The organism is Streptomyces sp. CA-294286, assembly GCF_050947155.1.
Classification (GTDB): Bacteria; Actinomycetota; Actinomycetes; order Streptomycetales; family Streptomycetaceae; genus Streptomyces.
In genome coordinates this window covers 383083-398371 of the sequence record NZ_CP192005.1, presented here as the reverse complement: position 1 = coordinate 398371, position 15289 = coordinate 383083, and the positions used below count along the sequence as shown (strand labels likewise).

The window sequence follows — 15289 nt, the reverse complement described above, 5'->3', positions numbered from 1 at the left end:
GCGTCCGGCACGGACCGGGAACTGCTCTAGCCCAGCCCCGTGAGCAGTGCGGGCAACGCCGTCCCGATCGGCTCCCGCACGACCTCGTCGGCGAGGGCGTCGTACGGAGTCGGCTCCCTGTTCACGACGATCAGCCGCGCTCCGTGCTCCGCCGCCAGGCCCGCCAGAGACGCGGCGGGCTGCACCGCCAGGCTCGTGCCGACCGCCACGAAGACCTCGCATGCCTTCGTCACGGCGATCGCATCGCCCAGCACCACGGGATCCAGGGACTCGCCGAACATCACCGTCGCCGACTTCAGGATCCCGCCGCACACCAGGCACGGCGGGTCCGGCTCGCCCGCGTCCACCCGGGCCAGGGCGTCGTCCATCGAGGAGCGGGCATGGCAGCGGGTGCACGTCACCGCCCGCGCCGTCCCGTGCAGTTCGAGCACCTTGCGCTCCGCCATGCCGCCCAGTTGGTGCAGCCCGTCCACGTTCTGTGTGATCACGCGCACCGCGAAGCCGTCCCGCCGGTCCAGCTCGGCGACCGCCCGGTGAGCGGCGTTCGGCGTGGCGTGCAGGGTCGTGTGCTGACGGCGCATCAGCCACGACTTGCGACGGATCTCCGGATCGGCCATGTAGGAGCTGTACGTGACGAGTTTCTCGGCATCGGGATCGCGCCGCCACAGCCCGTTCGGGCCCCGGTAGTCGGGGATGCCGGAGTCGGTCGAGACACCGGCACCGCTGAGGATCGCGACAAGAGTCATGCGGGGAGGTTACGCAGCGGGACATGCGTGACGCGAGGCGGATTCGGGCGCACGGGCGGCGCGACGCGAGTCCCGGGCCAGCCAGGGTGCCGTCACCGCCACGAACAGGGCGAAGAGCAACAGGCGTTGCAGGCCGGGTGCGTCCTGTACACGGCTGTGCAGGGGCCCGTAGACCGCGTACACGTTCGCTGCGAGGTCCGTCGCCATCACTGCGCACACCAGTCGCACTCCGGCCGTGCTCCGCCCTCGCCACGCGCCCCGTACCACCAGGAACAGGGCAAGGGGGTCGAGGATCGCGAGCGCCGCCCAGTACAGGTCGAGCCAACGAGGGGCGAACGCGGCGTGCGCGCTGAGCCCGTGGACGAAGAGGTCCGTGAGGTGGGACACCGTCCCGACGAGCAGCGCTCCCGAGTACACGCTGACCACGAACCAGCGGTGCCAGGGCGTTTCCTGACGCTGCCTCATGTTTGTGCCCGGTCCTGCGCGTGCACCAGGCCGTCGCCCGGTTCCGTCCGGTAGTACAGGACCGACCGGCCGGCTCTCATGCGGCGTACCAGGCGGGCGTCCAGCAGCACCTTCAGGTGGCGGCCCACCGAGCCCAGTGCCAGTCCCGTCAGCGCCACCAACTGGGTCGTGCTCTTCGGGGAGCCGAGGAGCACGAGAATGCCCGCCCGCGCCGGGCCCAGGAGTGCCGCCAACGCCTCGGGCGCAGAGGCGCGACCGCAGCCCAGCTCGGCCAGGGCGCCCGCGCACGGGTACACCACGGCGAACCGCCGCCGTCCCTCCCACGACACCCAGCTCGTGGCGAAACTCACCGGGACGAAGAGCAACTGCGCCCCGGCGACCTCGCGCGGCGGGTTGTCCTGGGTGTTGATCTGCAACCGGTCGCCGCCCAGCCAGCGCATCCCCGGCCGCATGCCCCCCAGCGCCGTCGCCCAGCCGCCGCGGCTCAGCTGAGCCGTGCGCGACACGATGTCCGCCTCCAGCACCCGGCGCCGGCGTGGCCATTCGGGGAGAACGGTCTCCCGCCACACCCAGTCGAGGAGTGCGGCGGCCCGTTCCGCCAGATCGGTGCGGAGCAGCTCGGCGGGCGGCGGGCCGCCGAGCGCGACGGCGAGGTCGCAAAGGACGGAATCGGCTGAGGCGGCGCGTACCCGCTCCAGTTCCTGGGCGAAATCCTGCTTGGCGTCGCCGACCGGGGTCGGGGTGATGAAGTCCGCGTTCCAGGTCGGGCGGAACGCGCACTTCAGGAGAAGGGGAAGCAACGGGTCCTCGGCGACCTTGCGACGGAAGGCGGGCAGGTGCGCGTCGAGCCAGGCCCGATCGCCGGGGTGTGCGGCGGGTGCGTGCAGTTGCAGCAGCTTGAGGCTCGAAATGGCCTCCGACAGGGGGGACACGACGAACCGACCGCCCGCCAGGGTGTCCGCGTCGACCTGCCACCAGCCCATGAACCCGGCGCCCCCCGTCGCATCGTCCGGCGTGCTGCCGTCGTCTTGTTTCGCCCCCGTGCGAAACACTAACCCCGCCCTCTGCCGCACGCCGAGACTCCCGGCCATGCGCACCTACCACGAGCTGTTCCGGCAGCCGGAGTTCACCCCGCTCTTCCTGACCGCCTCCGTCAAGTCGGCGGCGCAGACCGTCACCGGCCTCGCACTCGGCGTCCTCATCTACACGTCCACCGGGTCCCCGCTGCTGTCCTCGCTCGCCATGTTCGGGCCCTCGCTTGCCCAGTTGGTCGGCGCGTCCACCCTTCTGTCCGCCGCCGACCGCGTACCGCCGCGTGCCGCGCTCGCCGGACTCGGGCTGATCTTCGGTGTGGCCACGGCGGTGCAGGCGATCCCGGGGCTGCCGGTGGGCGCGGCCTTCTCCGTACTGCTGGTGATCGGCACCCTCGCGTCGCTCAACGGCGGTGTGACCTACGGGCTGCTGAACGAGATCCTGGCGAAGGAGGGTTTCCTGATCGGCCGCTCGGTGATGAACATGGCCAACGGCGCCATGCAGATCTGCGGGTTCGCCGTCGGCGGCGTCCTGGTCGCCGCCCTCTCGCCCCGGGGCGCGCTCCTCGTCGGCGCCGGCCTCTACCTCGCGTCGGCCGGCTTCGCCCGCTTCGGGCTCGGCCGGCGGGCGGCGCGTGCCACCGGCCGGGCGTCGGTGGCGGCGACCTGGCGCACGAACGCCCTGCTCTGGTCGTCGAAGCCACGCCGGTACGTGTATCTCATGCTGTGCGTGCCCAACGGGCTGATCGTGGGCTGCGAGTCGCTGTTCGTCCCGTACGCACCGGAGCGGGCCGGGTTGCTGTTCGCCTTCGCAGCGGCCGGGATGCTGATCGGGGACACGGCGGTCGGACGGTTCGTCCCGCGACACTGGCGGACCCGGGGCGGCCCGCCGCTCCGACTGCTGCTGGCCGTGCCGTACCTGCTGTTCTTCCTTGAGCCGGGCCTGCCGGTCGCCCTGGGCGTGGTGCTGGTCGCCTCCGTCGGCTTCGCTGCGACGCTGCTGCTCCAGGAGCGGCTCATGGAACTCACCCCGGACGAGCTGAGCGGGCACGCGCTGGGGCTGCACACCTCGGGGATGCTGGCGATGCAGGGAGTGGGCGCCGCCCTGGCCGGCGGGCTGGCGGAGGTGACGTCACCGGGGACGGCCATGGGGGTGATGGCGGCGGCCTCGGTCCTCGTCACGCTGGGGCTGGAAAGGGGGGTACGGGGAGAAGGACCGAAAGCTGTGGCGCCGCGAATTTCCGGGGGCCCCGGGGTGGGCTGAGGGCGCGGGGGTGACGCGCCCACCACAAGCCCCACCCGCTCCGCGCAACCGCAACCGCAACCGTCAGGCAACCCACACCCCGGCGGCCCCGGGCGCCGCGTCCCGCCGTGCTCCTCGGCGGAGCCCCCGGCCCCGGTGTCGCGTTCCGCTACGCGACCCGCCGCCCGTCCACCAGTTCCACCGCCCCCGTGCCGTCCGCCAAAGCTGCCAGGGCGGCCAGGATCCGGTCGCCCAGCGCGTTGAGCGCGTAGTCCTTCACCTCGTCCACCTGCACCAGCCGCCACGACACCAGCTCGTCCTCCTGGAGCCGGATCGCGGCCAGTCGCTCCTCGTCCAGCACCCCTCCGTCGTACAGGTACGCGGCGATCGGCGGGCGGCCCTCGCCCCGTGCCCAGTCGGCGACGAGCAACGGGCCCAACTCGACGTCGAGGCCGATCTCTTCGAGCGTCTCCCGGCGCGCGGCCTCGCGCGGCGTCTCTCCCGTGTCGGACTCGACCGTGCCGCCGGGCAGCGCCCAGCCCTCGCGGTAGTTCGGCTCGACGAGCAGGACGCGGCCCTCCGGGTCGCGGAAGAGCGCTGCCGCCCCGGCGAGGACGCGGGGGAGCGAGGAGATGTACGTGGCGTAGTCCTGAAGTTCCTGGGTCACCCGTCCAGCGTAGGGGCGCGCGGTGGACGCCCGCACGCGGTCGCGGCCGGGAGGCGGCACGGGAACGTACGTCCTGGTGGACCACGTGCCGCGGGACGTCGCAAGCGCAGCCGGACGGCAGCGTGGCCGAAGCGCAGGCCGCGCGGCCGTCGGGACGGCCGGGAGCCGACGCACCGTGCCGGACGTACGGGAGGGGCGCGACCGTGGCAGGCCGCGCCCCTCCGTTCAGTGCACGGATCTCACTCGTCCGTACGGGACTTCGCCGCACGTCGCAGCCGAGGATGCCGCCGGTCCGGGCCCTGCTCGGTGATCGCGTCGCCGACCATCGCCCGTACCGCGTCCCGCAGTCCGTGCAGCGCGTGGTGACGGGCCGGACCCGCACCCGGGTCCTCGCGCAGCTCCTTGATCAGCGCCCAGCACAGGCCGAGCATGACCAGGACGAACGGCAGCGCCACCAGGATCGTCGCCGTCTGGAGGGAGTTGAGGCCGCCCGCGACCAGCAGACCGGCCGCGACCGACGCCATCAGCACACCCCACAGCACCACCAACCAGGTCGACGGGTGCAGCGCGCCCCGGCTGGTGAGCGAGCCCATCACCAGGGACGCCGAGTCCGCGCTCGTCACGAAGTACGTCATGACCAGCAGCATCGCGATGCACGAGGTGATGGTGCCGATCGGCAGCGCTTCCAGCATCGCGAACAGCGAGGCCTCGGCGCCGTCCTTGACCGTGCTCGCCAGGTCGGCGGCCTTCGTCTGGTCCAGCCGGATGGCCGAGCCGCCCATCACGCAGAACCAGACGACCGTCGCCCCGCTCGGCACCAGCAGCACGCCGATCAGGAACTCGCGGATCGTACGGCCCCGGGAGATCCGGGCGATGAACGTGCCCACGAACGGGGCCCAGGACAGCCACCACGCCCAGTAGAAGATCGTCCAGGCGCCCAGCCAGTCGGCGTCGCCGAAGGCGCCCGTGCGGGTCGCCATGGGCAGGAGCTGATCCAGGTAGCCGCCGACGGCAGCCGGGATCGCGTCCAGGATGTACACGGTCGGTCCGAGCAGGAAGACGAACACCATCAGGCAGGCGGCCAGCACGATGTTGATCGTGCTCAGCCACTTCACGCCCTTGTGCAGCCCCGAGAAGGCGGACAGCACGAAGGCCGCCGACAGCGCGCCGATGATGATCAGCTCCAGCCCCTTGCTGTCCTCCACCCCGGTGACGATGTGGAGGCCCTGCGCGACCTGGAGGGCGCCCAGGCCCAGGCTGGTCGCCGTGCCGAAGACGGTCGCGAAGACGGCGAGCAGGTCGATCACCTTGCCCTGCCAGCCCTCCGCCCGGCGGTCGCCGAGGAGCGGTACGAACGCCGCGCTGAGCCTGTTGCCGCGGCCCTTGCGGAAGGTCGCGTACGCGAGGGCGAGACCGGCCATGCCGTAGATGGCCCACGGGGTGAGCGTCCAGTGGAAGAAGGAGTACTGGAGCGCGGACTGCGCGGCGTCCCCCGTCCTGGAGGCGGCGTCGGTGCCCGGGGGCGGGGTGACGTAGTGCTGGAGCGGCTCGCCCACGCCGTAGAACATCAGGCCGATGCCCATGCCCGCGCTGAACATCATCGCGATCCAGGCCAGGTTGGTGAACTCCGGCTCCGAGTCGTCCTTGCCGAGCCTGATCCGGCCGAACCGGCTCAGCGCGATGAACAGGCACATCAGCAGGAACACGTCGGCGGCGATGACGAACAGCCACGCGAAGTTCTCCAGGACCCAGGCGAGCGCGTGCGACGAGGAACTCGCGAAGGAGTCCTTGCCGAGGAACGCCCACGCCACGATGGCCGCCACGGCGAGCACACCGATGAGGATGACGGTGCGGTCGGGCCTGCCATCCTGGAGCGGGCCCTCGCCGGGGGCGTCCGGCAGCGGTGGACCGGCGGATTCCGTTGTTTCGGTACTCATGCCGCACACCTTATGTCTCTCCATGTCGTGATATTGAAGGGTGGCGCGCCGTCAGAAGGCTTGCGGTGCGGTACCTGGGGCCATGGGCAGGGGACCGTGCCTGCGGTTATGGTCGTGGCGGCGCGACTGCCTGTTCGAAAGCAAGGGATGCATGGTGGCGGACGGAGCAGTACACAACAGCGGTACGCAGCACGGCGGGGTGGCCCACGTGCTCGTGGCCGCCGACAAGTTCAAGGGCTCACTCACGGCCGTACAGGTCGCGGAGCGGGTGACGGCCGGGCTGCGCAGAGCGGTACCCGGCGTGAGCGTGGAGGCACTGCCCGTCGCCGACGGTGGCGACGGCACGGTCGCGGCCGCGGTGGCCGCCGGGTTCGAGCGCCGGGAGGTACGGGTCAGCGGCCCGCGCGGCGAGGACCTGACGGCGGCGTACGCCTTCCGCGAGTCGGACGGCACCGCGGTGGTGGAGATGGCGGAGGCCTCCGGCCTCCAGCACCTCCCGCCGGGCGTGTTCGCCCCGCTCACCGCGACCACCTACGGTTCCGGCGAACTGCTGCGGGCCGCGCTCGACGCGGGCGCGAGGACCATCGTCTTCGGCGTCGGCGGCAGCGCGACCACGGACGGCGGGGCCGGGATGCTGGCCGCACTGGGCGCACGCTTCCTCGACGCGGAGGGCGCGCAGGTGGGCCCCGGCGGCGGAGCCCTCGCCTCCCTCGCGTCCGTGGACCTGTCCGGTCTCGACGCGCGTTTCGGCACCGAAGGCGGCGTGGACCTCGTCCTCGCCAGCGACGTCGACAACCCGCTGACCGGACCCAAGGGGGCGGCAGCGGTGTACGGGCCGCAGAAAGGCGCCGACGAGGCGGACGTCGAGACGCTGGACGCCGCCCTGGCGCACTACGCGTCCGTGCTCGGCCCGGCGGCCGGCGGACCGGACGTCGCCGACGCACCGGGGGCGGGGGCCGCGGGCGGCATCGGGTACGGGGCCCTCACCGCGCTCGGGGCGCGCTTCCGACCCGGCATCGAGGTCATGCTCGACGTGCTCGGCTTCGCCCCCGCACTGGAACGCGCCACCCTGGTCATCACCGGCGAGGGCTCACTCGACGCCCAGACCCTGCACGGAAAGGCCCCGGCGGGAGTCGCCGCGGCGGCCCGCGCACGAGGCATCGAAGTGATCGCGGTGTGCGGACGCCTTGCCCTCCCGCCGCAGGAACTGGGCCGCGCGGGCATCCGCCGCGCCTACGCGCTGAGCGCCCTGGAGCCGGACGCGGCGAAGAGCATGGCCGAGGCGGGGCCGCTGCTGGAGAGGACGGCGGAGCAGATCGGCAGGGACTTCCTGCGGTAGGCGGGAGCGCGGGGGAGCGCGCGGGCACGGACGCGGCGTGCCGCCGACGCCTCACGGGCACGGGGTACGACGCGGCGTGGGCGGCCTTGAGAACACGAGTTACGTCGTGGCATGGACTCCGCCGGTACGGGGAGCGACATGGCATGGGCGGCCCTGCGAGTCACGGGGAGCGACATGGCGTGCGCGGCCTTGCGGGTTACGGGGGGCGACATGTCGTGCGCGGCCCTGCGGGTACGGCCCTGCGCCGTGACGTGGAGCGGCGCGGGACGCTTCGCGCGGGGCCGCCCCCTTGCCCGCCCTCCCGCGAGCACTCGGCTGCGCTCGTTCGGAGAGACACCCCGGCGCCGCCGGGGGCCGTCCCGCCGCCCCAGAGGGTGGACGCACGTTGCCTCACCGCCTCAGAGGGCTGACGTGCGTGGCCCTGCCGCCCAGAGGGTTGACGCAGGTCGCCCCGCCGCCCGAGCGGGCTGACGTGGGGTGGCCCCGCCACCGCCGGGCGCTCCGGGTGGCCGGGGGTCGCGAGGACCGCTCGCTGACCCGTCGCGACCCCTGGGCGCTCCGGGTGGCCGGGGCCGCGGGGACTGCTCGTTAACCCGTCGAGAGGCGGAAGGCGTCCAGGGCCAGGGTCATCTCCGTGAGGTCCCGTGGCCGTGACAGCGACCGCGACGTCAGTTGCTCCAGCCTCCGCAACCGGTTGAACACCGTGTTGCGGTGGCAGTACAGCCGGGTCGCCGCCCGCCCCGCCGACCCCTGCGCCCCCAGCCACGCGTCCAGCGTTTCCAGCAGCACGGCCCGGTCCCCCGGATCCAGCTCCAGCAGCGGCCCGAAGACCTCCGCCACCAGCCGCGCCGCCAACTCCGGCTGGCTGACCACCAGCGCGGTGGGCAGCCGCTCGTCCAGCCGCACGATGCGCCGTGCGTGCGGCAGGTCCGGCGACGCGCACGACCACGTCCGCAGCGCCGTCTCCGCCAGCCGTCGGGCCAGCCCCAGTTCGCCCAGCCCGGACACCACCGGACTCATCCCGCCGGTTCCCGCGCACCGTCGTTCCAGCTCCGCCGCCAGCTCGGCGAGTCCGGTCTCCGACTCCAGTGCGACCACCGCCACCTCGTAGTCGGTCCGCATCCGCCAGAAGAAGCGCATCCCGGCGGCCGCCGTCACCCGGTGGAACTGCTCGCGGCCGTCCCGTCGTTCCGCCCGCAGCGCCACCACCGCGTAGCGCCCCTGTTCGGGCAGGTCGAGGCCGGCCGCCGCCCGCGCGACCAGCCCCGCCGAGTCCTGCCCCTCCAGCAGGGCGTCCAGCAGTGCCTGTACGCGTTCGTCGGTGCGCCGGTGCATGTCCTCCTCCGTGTTCCGGTACGCCTGCGCGACCGTTGCCGCCTGCCGGTCCACCGCCGCCCACATCTGTGCCGCCGTGTGGACGAGGACGGGCAGCGCCTCCGGGTCCTTGGCGCTGACGATGTCCAGCAGCTCGTCCCAGACGAGGTAGCCCGCCTTGCGGTACGCGTGCAGCAGCAGGTCCAGCGGAAGGCCCTGCTCCGCACGGCGCCGGCCGAGTGTCTCGGCGTACTCCAGGTCGCGCCGGGGCGCCGACCGGGGGGCCGGGATGGCCTCGATGCCGTACCGCAGGGCCTCGTTGATCTGCTGCCAGTGTTCGTCTGCCGGTACGGCGATGTCGTATTGCGGCGAGTGGGCGCGGAGTTCGCCGATGAGCAGGTCCGTGAGGTGCCCGACCCGCTCGACGAGGACCTCGGACGCGCTCTCCAGCACCGACCACTCGCGATCCGTGCGCGTTCTGCGGGCATCCATGACCGGTGAGGATGCCACTGGTGGGGCCTCCTGGACAGACCCTTTGTGCCCGAGCACAACGGCTGCCCAGGAGCGCTGGTCATCGGCAGCGATTACGGCATACCCGCTGGACGGTTACACGTGTCAACTGTTGATGTGCCCCCACAGAGGTCCAGACGGCGGTCCCGGCGGAAGTCCGGACGGGGAGCCGCAGAGATCTGCAGACGCAGACGTGGAAGGAGGTCCCACCCGCGTGTCAGAAACATCAGCCCCACCGCCCCCGGCCGCCGCACTCGAAGTGCGCGGTCTCTCCGTCGGGTACGGCCCGGTGCGCGCCCTGCGCGAGGTCTCGCTCGACGTCCCGGCCGGCGCGGTGGTCGCCGTACTGGGCGGCAACGGCGCAGGCAAGTCCACTCTGCTCCGAGCGATTTCGCGCACCCTCGGCTACCACAGGGGCGCGGTCACCGCAGGCACGGTCCGTTACGGCGGACGCGACCTGCGCGGCACCGGAGCCGCCCGCGCGGTGGCCGCCGGAATCGTCCAGGTGCCGGAAGGCCGCCAGGTGTTCGCCCGGATGACGGTCGCCGACAACCTCCGCGCGGGCGCCCTCGGCGCCACCGGCGGACGCACCGCCACCCGGGCGGCCCTCGCCCACGTGCACGAACTCTTCCCCGTACTCGCCGACCGCGCCCGCCAGCACGCCGGCCTTCTCTCCGGCGGCGAGCAGCAGATGCTCGCTCTCGGGAGGGCGTTGATGTCCGGTCCGAAACTCCTCATGCTGGACGAGCCCTCCCTCGGGCTGGCCCCCCTGATGGCCGCCCGCATCGCCGAGACCATCCAGCAGATCAACGCCACCGGCACCTCGGTCCTGCTCGTCGAGCAGAACGCGGCGCTCGCCCTGCAACTCGCCTCCACGGCGTACGTGCTGGACGTCGGCGAAGTCGCCCTGCACGGCCCGGCCGCCGAACTGGCCGCCTCCGACGAGGTACGCCGCCGCTACCTGGGCGTCGTCGACGAGACGGCCGCCGAGGACGCGGACCGGGCACGGACGGCGGCCCCGAAGCTGAGCAGGTGGACCGCATGACCGACGCACCCTCCTCGCCCACCCGCTCCGGAGGGCCGGACACGGTCCCGGCCGCCCGTACCCCCGGAGCTGCCGACCCCGGAACAGCCGGCCGCGACGACGCCACCCTCCAGGTCACCGACGTGACCGTCCGGTTCGCCGGACTCACCGCTCTCGACCAGGTCTCCTTCACCGTCGAGCCGGGCAGCGTGCACGCGGTCATCGGTCCCAACGGCGCGGGAAAGTCCACCTGCTTCAACGTCCTCTCCGGCGTCTACCGCGCCACCTCCGGCAGCGTCCGCTTCGGCGGCACGGAACTGACCGGTCTCGCCCCGCACCGCATCGCGGCGCTCGGCGTGGCCCGCATCTTCCAGAACCTCGCGCTCCCGCCGCGGGCCACGGTCGCCGACAGCCTGATGCTCGGACGCCACCGGCTGACCCGCGCGGGGTTCCTCGCGACCGGCCTGCGGCTTCCCTCCGCTGCCCGCGAGGCACGCGGGCACCTCGAACGCGTACGCGAGATAGCCGACTTCGTCGGTCTCGCTGGCGACCTCGACCGGCCGGCCGGAGAGCTTCCGTACGGCAAGCAGAAACTCGTCGAACTCGCCCGCGCCCTGTGCATGGAACCCAAGCTCCTCCTCCTGGACGAGCCGGTCGCCGGCATGACCGCGGACGAACGGCGCGACACCGCCGCCGTCGTCGCGGGGGTGCGGGACAGCCTCGGCATCTCGATCGTCCTGGTGGAACACGACATGGGGGTGGTGATGCGGCTCGCGGACGCGGTGACCGTACTCGACTTCGGAAAGCGCATCGCCGGCGGCACACCCGCCGAGGTGCAGGACGATCCCGCGGTCGTCCAGGCGTACCTGGGAGCGCCCACGCCATGACGACACTCATCGAACTCCTCCTCGGCGGCCTCTCCATGGGCGCCGTCTACGCACTGATCGCACTCGGCTTCGTCGTGATCTTCAAGGCGACCGAAGTCGTCAACTTCGCCCACGCCTCGCTGCTCCTGGCGGGCGGCTACGTCACCGCGGTGCTCCACGACGACCTCGGATTCTGGTTCGCGCTCGCCGTCGGCATCGCGGGCGCCGCGGTCGTCGGCGCCGCGGTGGAATTCCTCGTGATGCGCCGGTACCGGGGCAGCGACCACAGCGTCCTTGCCATCGTCACGATCGGCGTCGACATCCTCCTGCTCACCGAGCTGACCCGGCGCATCGGCACCCGGGTGCTCTCGCCCGGCGACCCGTGGGGAGACAAGGTCGTCACCTTCGGCGCCGTCTCCATGGCCCAGACCCGGATCGCCGCCCTCCTCGCCGCGGCCCTCCTGATCACCGCGTTCCTCCTCGCCTTCCGCTACACCTCGTGGGGGGTCGCCATGCGTGCCGCAGCCGAGAACCCGCAGACGGCGGCACTGATGGGGGTGCGGCTGGGCCGGGTCTCGCTGTCCGCCTGGGCAGTCGCCGGCGCACTCGCCGCGGTCGCCGCCCTCTTCCTGACGGTCTTCCCCACCCCCGGCCTGGAACGTGCGACCTCGCTCGCCGCGCTGAAGGCATTCCCGGCGGCCATCCTCGGCGGCCTCGACTCCACCACCGGCGCCCTCGCGGGCGGCCTCATCGTCGGCGTCATCGAGTCCCTCGCCACCGGCTACCAGAGCGACCTGTCCTTCCTCGGCAGGGGCATCGGCGACCTCGCGCCGTACCTGGTGATGGTCGTGGTGCTGCTGATCCGTCCCGCGGGACTCTTCGGCACGAAGGAGCCCGCCCGTGTCTGACACCGACCAGCGCACCCCGCCCGTCGCCGCGCCCGCCGAGGAGACGAAGCCCCACCGCCCGGGCAGCAGCACAGCCCTGCGCGACCCCCGCACGTACGCCTGGGCGGCCCTCGCGCTCCTGCTGCTGGCGCTGCCCTTCTACCTCGACCGCTTCTGGCTCCAGGCCGGGCTGTTCGCCATGGCCGCCGCCATCGCCGCCATCGGCCTCAACCTCCTCACCGGGGCCACCGGGCAGCTCTCCATGGGGCACGCCTTCTTCCTGGCCGTCGGCGCCTACAGCTACTGCGTGCTCGCTGCCGACCCCGTCACCGAACACGGCCACACGCTCATCGGCTTCGGCCTGCCCGGCTGGCTCGCCGTCGTCCTCGCGGTCGGCATCTCCGGCATCGCGGGCGGCCTCTTCAGCCCCATCGCGGGCCGGTTGCGCGGCGCCTACCTCGGCATCGCCACCCTCGCGCTCATCTTCATCGGGCAACACGTCCTGTTCAACGCGAGCAACCTCACCGGTGGCTTCAACGGCCGTTCGGTACCGCCCCTTTCCCTCTTCGGCGTCACCTTCGACGACTCGCAGACCCTCGTCGGGGGCATCCCCTTCGAGTCCGCCGAGAAGCTCTGGTACGTCGCCCTGGCCGCCCTCCTGTTCTGCGCGTTCTTCGCCCGCGGCGTCCTGCGCGGACGCCCCGGCCGTGCGATGAACGCCATCCGCGACCACCGCATCGCGGCCGGCGTGATGGGCGTGCCCGTCGCCCGCTACCGGGCGTCGGTCTTCGTCCTGTCCTCGATGTACGCGGGACTGGCCGGTGTCCTTCTGGCACTGGTCTTCCAGCGGACCGTGCCCGAGTACTTCGGCATGATCCTCTCCCTCGAATTCCTCGCCATGATCGTCATCGGCGGGCTCGGCTCGGTGCGCGGCGCGGTGATCGGCGCCGCGTTCGTGTCGCTGCTCCCCCAACTCCTCACCCGTTACAGCGAGTCGTTGCCACTGGTCAGCGCGCCGGGTACCGGCGCGGGCGGCATCGCACCCGGTGAGGCATCCCGCTACCTGTACGGCGCGGCGGTCGTCGCCGTCGTCCTGTTCCTGCCGGGCGGCCTCTCCCGCCTCCGCTTTCCGAACCTCCGAAGCATCCGCAGCACTCGCACGCCGCGAAAGGGCTCGAAATGAAGGCTCGTACCGTACGGAAGAACAGCCGCGCCCATGCCGCGGTCCTCGCCACCGCCCTCGCGCTCGCTCTCGGGGTGACCGGATGCAGCAGCAAGGCCGGGACCGGCAGTGAGGGCAAGGAGGACGAGAAGGGCGTCAAGGTCGGCGACGGCATCACCGACAAGACCATTCCGCTCGGCGCCCTCACCGACCTCACGGGCGTCTACGCCTCTCTGGGCAAGAGCATCACCCAGTCCCAGCAGCTCTGGGCCAAGGACGTCAACGCGGCGGGCGGCATCTGCGGCCGCAAGGTCGAACTCGTCGTCCGCGACCACGGATACGACCCGCAGAAGGCCGTCTCCGCCTACACCGAACTGGAACCGAAGGTCGCCGGGTTCGTCCAGTTCATCGGCTCCCCCTTCGTCGCCGCCGTCAAGCAGCGCGTGGACGGCCAGGACAAGGGCCTCGTCCTCCCGCAGGCCTGGTCGGCGTCCCTCCTCGGCAGCCCGTCCATCCGCACCATCGGCACGACGTACGACATCGAGACCATCAACGCGATCGACTTCCTCCTCACCCAGAAGAAGATCACCAAGGGCGACCGGATCGGTCACGTCTACTTCGAGGGCGACTACGGCGAGAACGCCCTCCAAGGTTCCAAGTATGCCGCCGAGAAAGCCGGGTTGACGATCGTCGAGCAGAAGATCAAGCCCACCGACAACGACATGTCCGCCCAGGTCGCCGCCCTCAAACAGGCAGGTGTCAAGGCCGTCGTCATCAGCGCGGGACCGCGCCAGGCGGCCTCCCTCGTCGGCGTCGCGGCAGCCGGCAGGTTCGGCGTGCCCATCATCGGCAACAACTCGGCCTTCGCGCCGCAGATCCTCGCCACCCCGGCCGGGCCCGCCCTGATGAAGAACTACTACGTGGCCAGCCCCTCCCTCCCCATCGGCTCCCCGGAGCCCGGACCCGCCAAGCTCGCGAAGGACTACCTCGCGGCCTACCCCAAGGACGACCTCGACAACGGCGTCATCGCGGGCTACTCGGCCGGCACGGTCTACGGCGAGGCCCTGACCAAGGCGTGCGCGGACAAGAACCTCACGCGTGAAGGCATCGGCAAGGCACTGCTGACCATGAAGTCCTACGAGAACGGATTCGGCATCACCCACGACTTCTCCGACCCCAAGGCCCCCACCACCCGGCAGTCGGTGATCATGCAGCCGGACTCGAAGATGCCGGGCGGGCTGAGGGTCGTCCAGGAGCCGACGGCGTCGAAGGTCGCGGAGGAGTTCACGTTCGGCGAGTAGCGGGCGGGCCGGACGGGGGCGTGCCCTGTGCGCGCCGCGCCCCCCGTCCTGGCCTGCTCAGCGCTTGGCCGCGGCCACCAGCTCCGCCGTCGTCGTGACCGTCGCGAAGCCGCCGCCGTGCAGCGTGACCGCCGTGGCGCGGGCGAGTTCGTCGGCGGACTGCCGCCAGCCGAAAGGGCCCTCCAGGTCGAAGGTGTACGTCGCGTCGAGGGCGAACAGAACCTCGTAGCCGAGGTTTCCGCCCATGCGGGCGGTGGTCTCCACGCACATGTTGGTCTGGATGCCGACCACCACGAACCGGGTGATGCCCGCCGCCCGGAGCCAGGCGTCCAGGTCCGGAGTGCCGTAGAAGGCGGGGTTGACGGTCTTGGTGACGAGCAGTTCGGGCCCCCGGCCCCGGCCGCGCCGTTCTTCCACGTACCTCTTGAACCCGTTTCCGGGCTGCCCGGGAGCAGCGGCGAGCGCGGCTCGACGGAGTCGTGGCGTACGAGGACCACCGGGCGGCCGGTGGTCTGCCACACGTCGAGAAGGATCTCGATGTGCTCGTCGGCCGCCGGGTTGTTGCGGCGTCCCCAGTGTTCCGACTCTTCCAGGCCCTGTTGCACGTCGACCACGACGAGGGCGGTGTCCTGCGTGACGACGGGCGGTGTGTGCGTGTTCATGGGGACGAGGGTGCCCTCCCCGGCGGGCGCGCCCCAGTGGGCGGAACGTCGAACCTGCACCAATTCCCGCCAGTCGCCGACGCCGCACCCCGCTCGGCGGTGCGGCCCGTGGCGGGCGCCCCCGCCCCGACGGCC

General features: G+C 72.1%; 13 protein-coding genes and 1 pseudogene. 7 read left to right on the top strand and 7 right to left on the bottom strand.

Going from position 1 to position 15289, the window contains the following annotated elements; translation table 11 throughout:
• Positions 1 to 26 precede the first annotated feature (26 nt).
• The 3 genes from ACQPZG_RS07055 to ACQPZG_RS07045 are packed head-to-tail and all read right to left on the bottom strand — an operon-like array spanning position 27 to position 2194.
• Positions 27 to 746 carry an SIR2 family NAD-dependent protein deacylase gene (locus tag ACQPZG_RS07055; protein ID WP_433544965.1) on the bottom strand — a complete coding sequence of 240 codons (720 nt, stop codon included), beginning with the start codon at positions 744 to 746 and terminating at the stop codon, positions 27 to 29.
• A 9-nt stretch (positions 747 to 755) separates the two neighbouring features.
• Complete coding sequence (locus ACQPZG_RS07050; protein ID WP_433544964.1) at positions 756 to 1211, bottom strand: hypothetical protein; 456 nt, start codon at positions 1209 to 1211, stop codon at positions 756 to 758.
• Entirely contained in the window at positions 1208 to 2194 is a 987-nt protein-coding gene (locus ACQPZG_RS07045) for an ArsR/SmtB family transcription factor (protein WP_433544963.1), read from the bottom strand. The genes ACQPZG_RS07050 and ACQPZG_RS07045 overlap by 4 nt, the downstream gene beginning before the upstream one ends.
• 106 nt (positions 2195 to 2300) lie before the next feature.
• On the opposite strand from ACQPZG_RS07045, the gene ACQPZG_RS07040 reads away from it, so the two are divergent.
• Positions 2301 to 3506 (top strand): MFS transporter, encoded by a 1206-nt coding sequence (locus ACQPZG_RS07040; RefSeq protein ID WP_433544962.1) that lies wholly within the window; start codon positions 2301 to 2303, stop codon positions 3504 to 3506.
• Between the two features lie 148 nt (positions 3507 to 3654).
• On the opposite strand, the gene ACQPZG_RS07035 is transcribed toward ACQPZG_RS07040, so the two are convergent.
• Positions 3655 to 4152 (bottom strand): NUDIX domain-containing protein, encoded by a 498-nt coding sequence (locus ACQPZG_RS07035; protein ID WP_433544961.1) that lies wholly within the window; start codon positions 4150 to 4152, stop codon positions 3655 to 3657.
• 239 nt (positions 4153 to 4391) lie between these two features.
• The gene (locus ACQPZG_RS07030) at positions 4392 to 6089 is read right to left on the bottom strand and encodes a BCCT family transporter (RefSeq protein ID WP_433544960.1); all 1698 of its coding nucleotides are present in this window, start codon (positions 6087 to 6089) and stop codon (positions 4392 to 4394) included.
• Between the two features lie 151 nt (positions 6090 to 6240).
• Here ACQPZG_RS07030 and ACQPZG_RS07025 point away from each other — a divergent pair, with 151 nt between their 5' ends.
• Complete coding sequence (locus ACQPZG_RS07025; protein ID WP_433544959.1) at positions 6241 to 7428, top strand: glycerate kinase; 1188 nt, start codon at positions 6241 to 6243, stop codon at positions 7426 to 7428.
• Positions 7429 to 8016: 588 nt separating this feature from the next.
• On the opposite strand, the gene ACQPZG_RS07020 is transcribed toward ACQPZG_RS07025, so the two are convergent.
• Positions 8017 to 9234 carry a PucR family transcriptional regulator gene (locus tag ACQPZG_RS07020; protein WP_433544958.1) on the bottom strand — a complete coding sequence of 406 codons (1218 nt, stop codon included), beginning with the start codon at positions 9232 to 9234 and terminating at the stop codon, positions 8017 to 8019.
• A 232-nt stretch (positions 9235 to 9466) separates the two neighbouring features.
• Between ACQPZG_RS07020 and ACQPZG_RS07015 the strand changes: the two genes are divergently transcribed.
• The 5 genes from ACQPZG_RS07015 to ACQPZG_RS06995 are packed head-to-tail and all read left to right on the top strand — an operon-like array spanning position 9467 to position 14492.
• The gene (locus ACQPZG_RS07015) at positions 9467 to 10297 is read left to right on the top strand and encodes an ABC transporter ATP-binding protein (protein ID WP_433544957.1); all 831 of its coding nucleotides are present in this window, start codon (positions 9467 to 9469) and stop codon (positions 10295 to 10297) included.
• A complete protein-coding gene (locus ACQPZG_RS07010) occupies positions 10294 to 11163 on the top strand; it encodes an ABC transporter ATP-binding protein (protein ID WP_433544956.1) in 870 nt (289 codons plus the stop codon). The genes ACQPZG_RS07015 and ACQPZG_RS07010 overlap by 4 nt, the downstream gene beginning before the upstream one ends.
• Positions 11160 to 12050 carry a branched-chain amino acid ABC transporter permease gene (locus ACQPZG_RS07005; RefSeq protein WP_433544955.1) on the top strand — a complete coding sequence of 297 codons (891 nt, stop codon included), beginning with the start codon at positions 11160 to 11162 and terminating at the stop codon, positions 12048 to 12050. The genes ACQPZG_RS07010 and ACQPZG_RS07005 overlap by 4 nt, the downstream gene beginning before the upstream one ends.
• On the top strand, positions 12043 to 13212 hold the full coding sequence (locus tag ACQPZG_RS07000) for a branched-chain amino acid ABC transporter permease (protein WP_433544954.1): 1170 nt from the start codon (positions 12043 to 12045) through the stop codon (positions 13210 to 13212). Before ACQPZG_RS07005 ends, ACQPZG_RS07000 begins: the two co-directional genes overlap by 8 nt.
• Positions 13209 to 14492 carry an ABC transporter substrate-binding protein gene (locus tag ACQPZG_RS06995; protein ID WP_433544953.1) on the top strand — a complete coding sequence of 428 codons (1284 nt, stop codon included), beginning with the start codon at positions 13209 to 13211 and terminating at the stop codon, positions 14490 to 14492. Before ACQPZG_RS07000 ends, ACQPZG_RS06995 begins: the two co-directional genes overlap by 4 nt.
• A 57-nt stretch (positions 14493 to 14549) precedes the next feature.
• On the opposite strand, the pseudogene ACQPZG_RS06990 reads toward ACQPZG_RS06995, so the two are convergent.
• Positions 14550 to 15154, bottom strand: a pseudogene (locus ACQPZG_RS06990) (cysteine hydrolase family protein).
• Positions 15155 to 15289 lie beyond the last annotated feature (135 nt).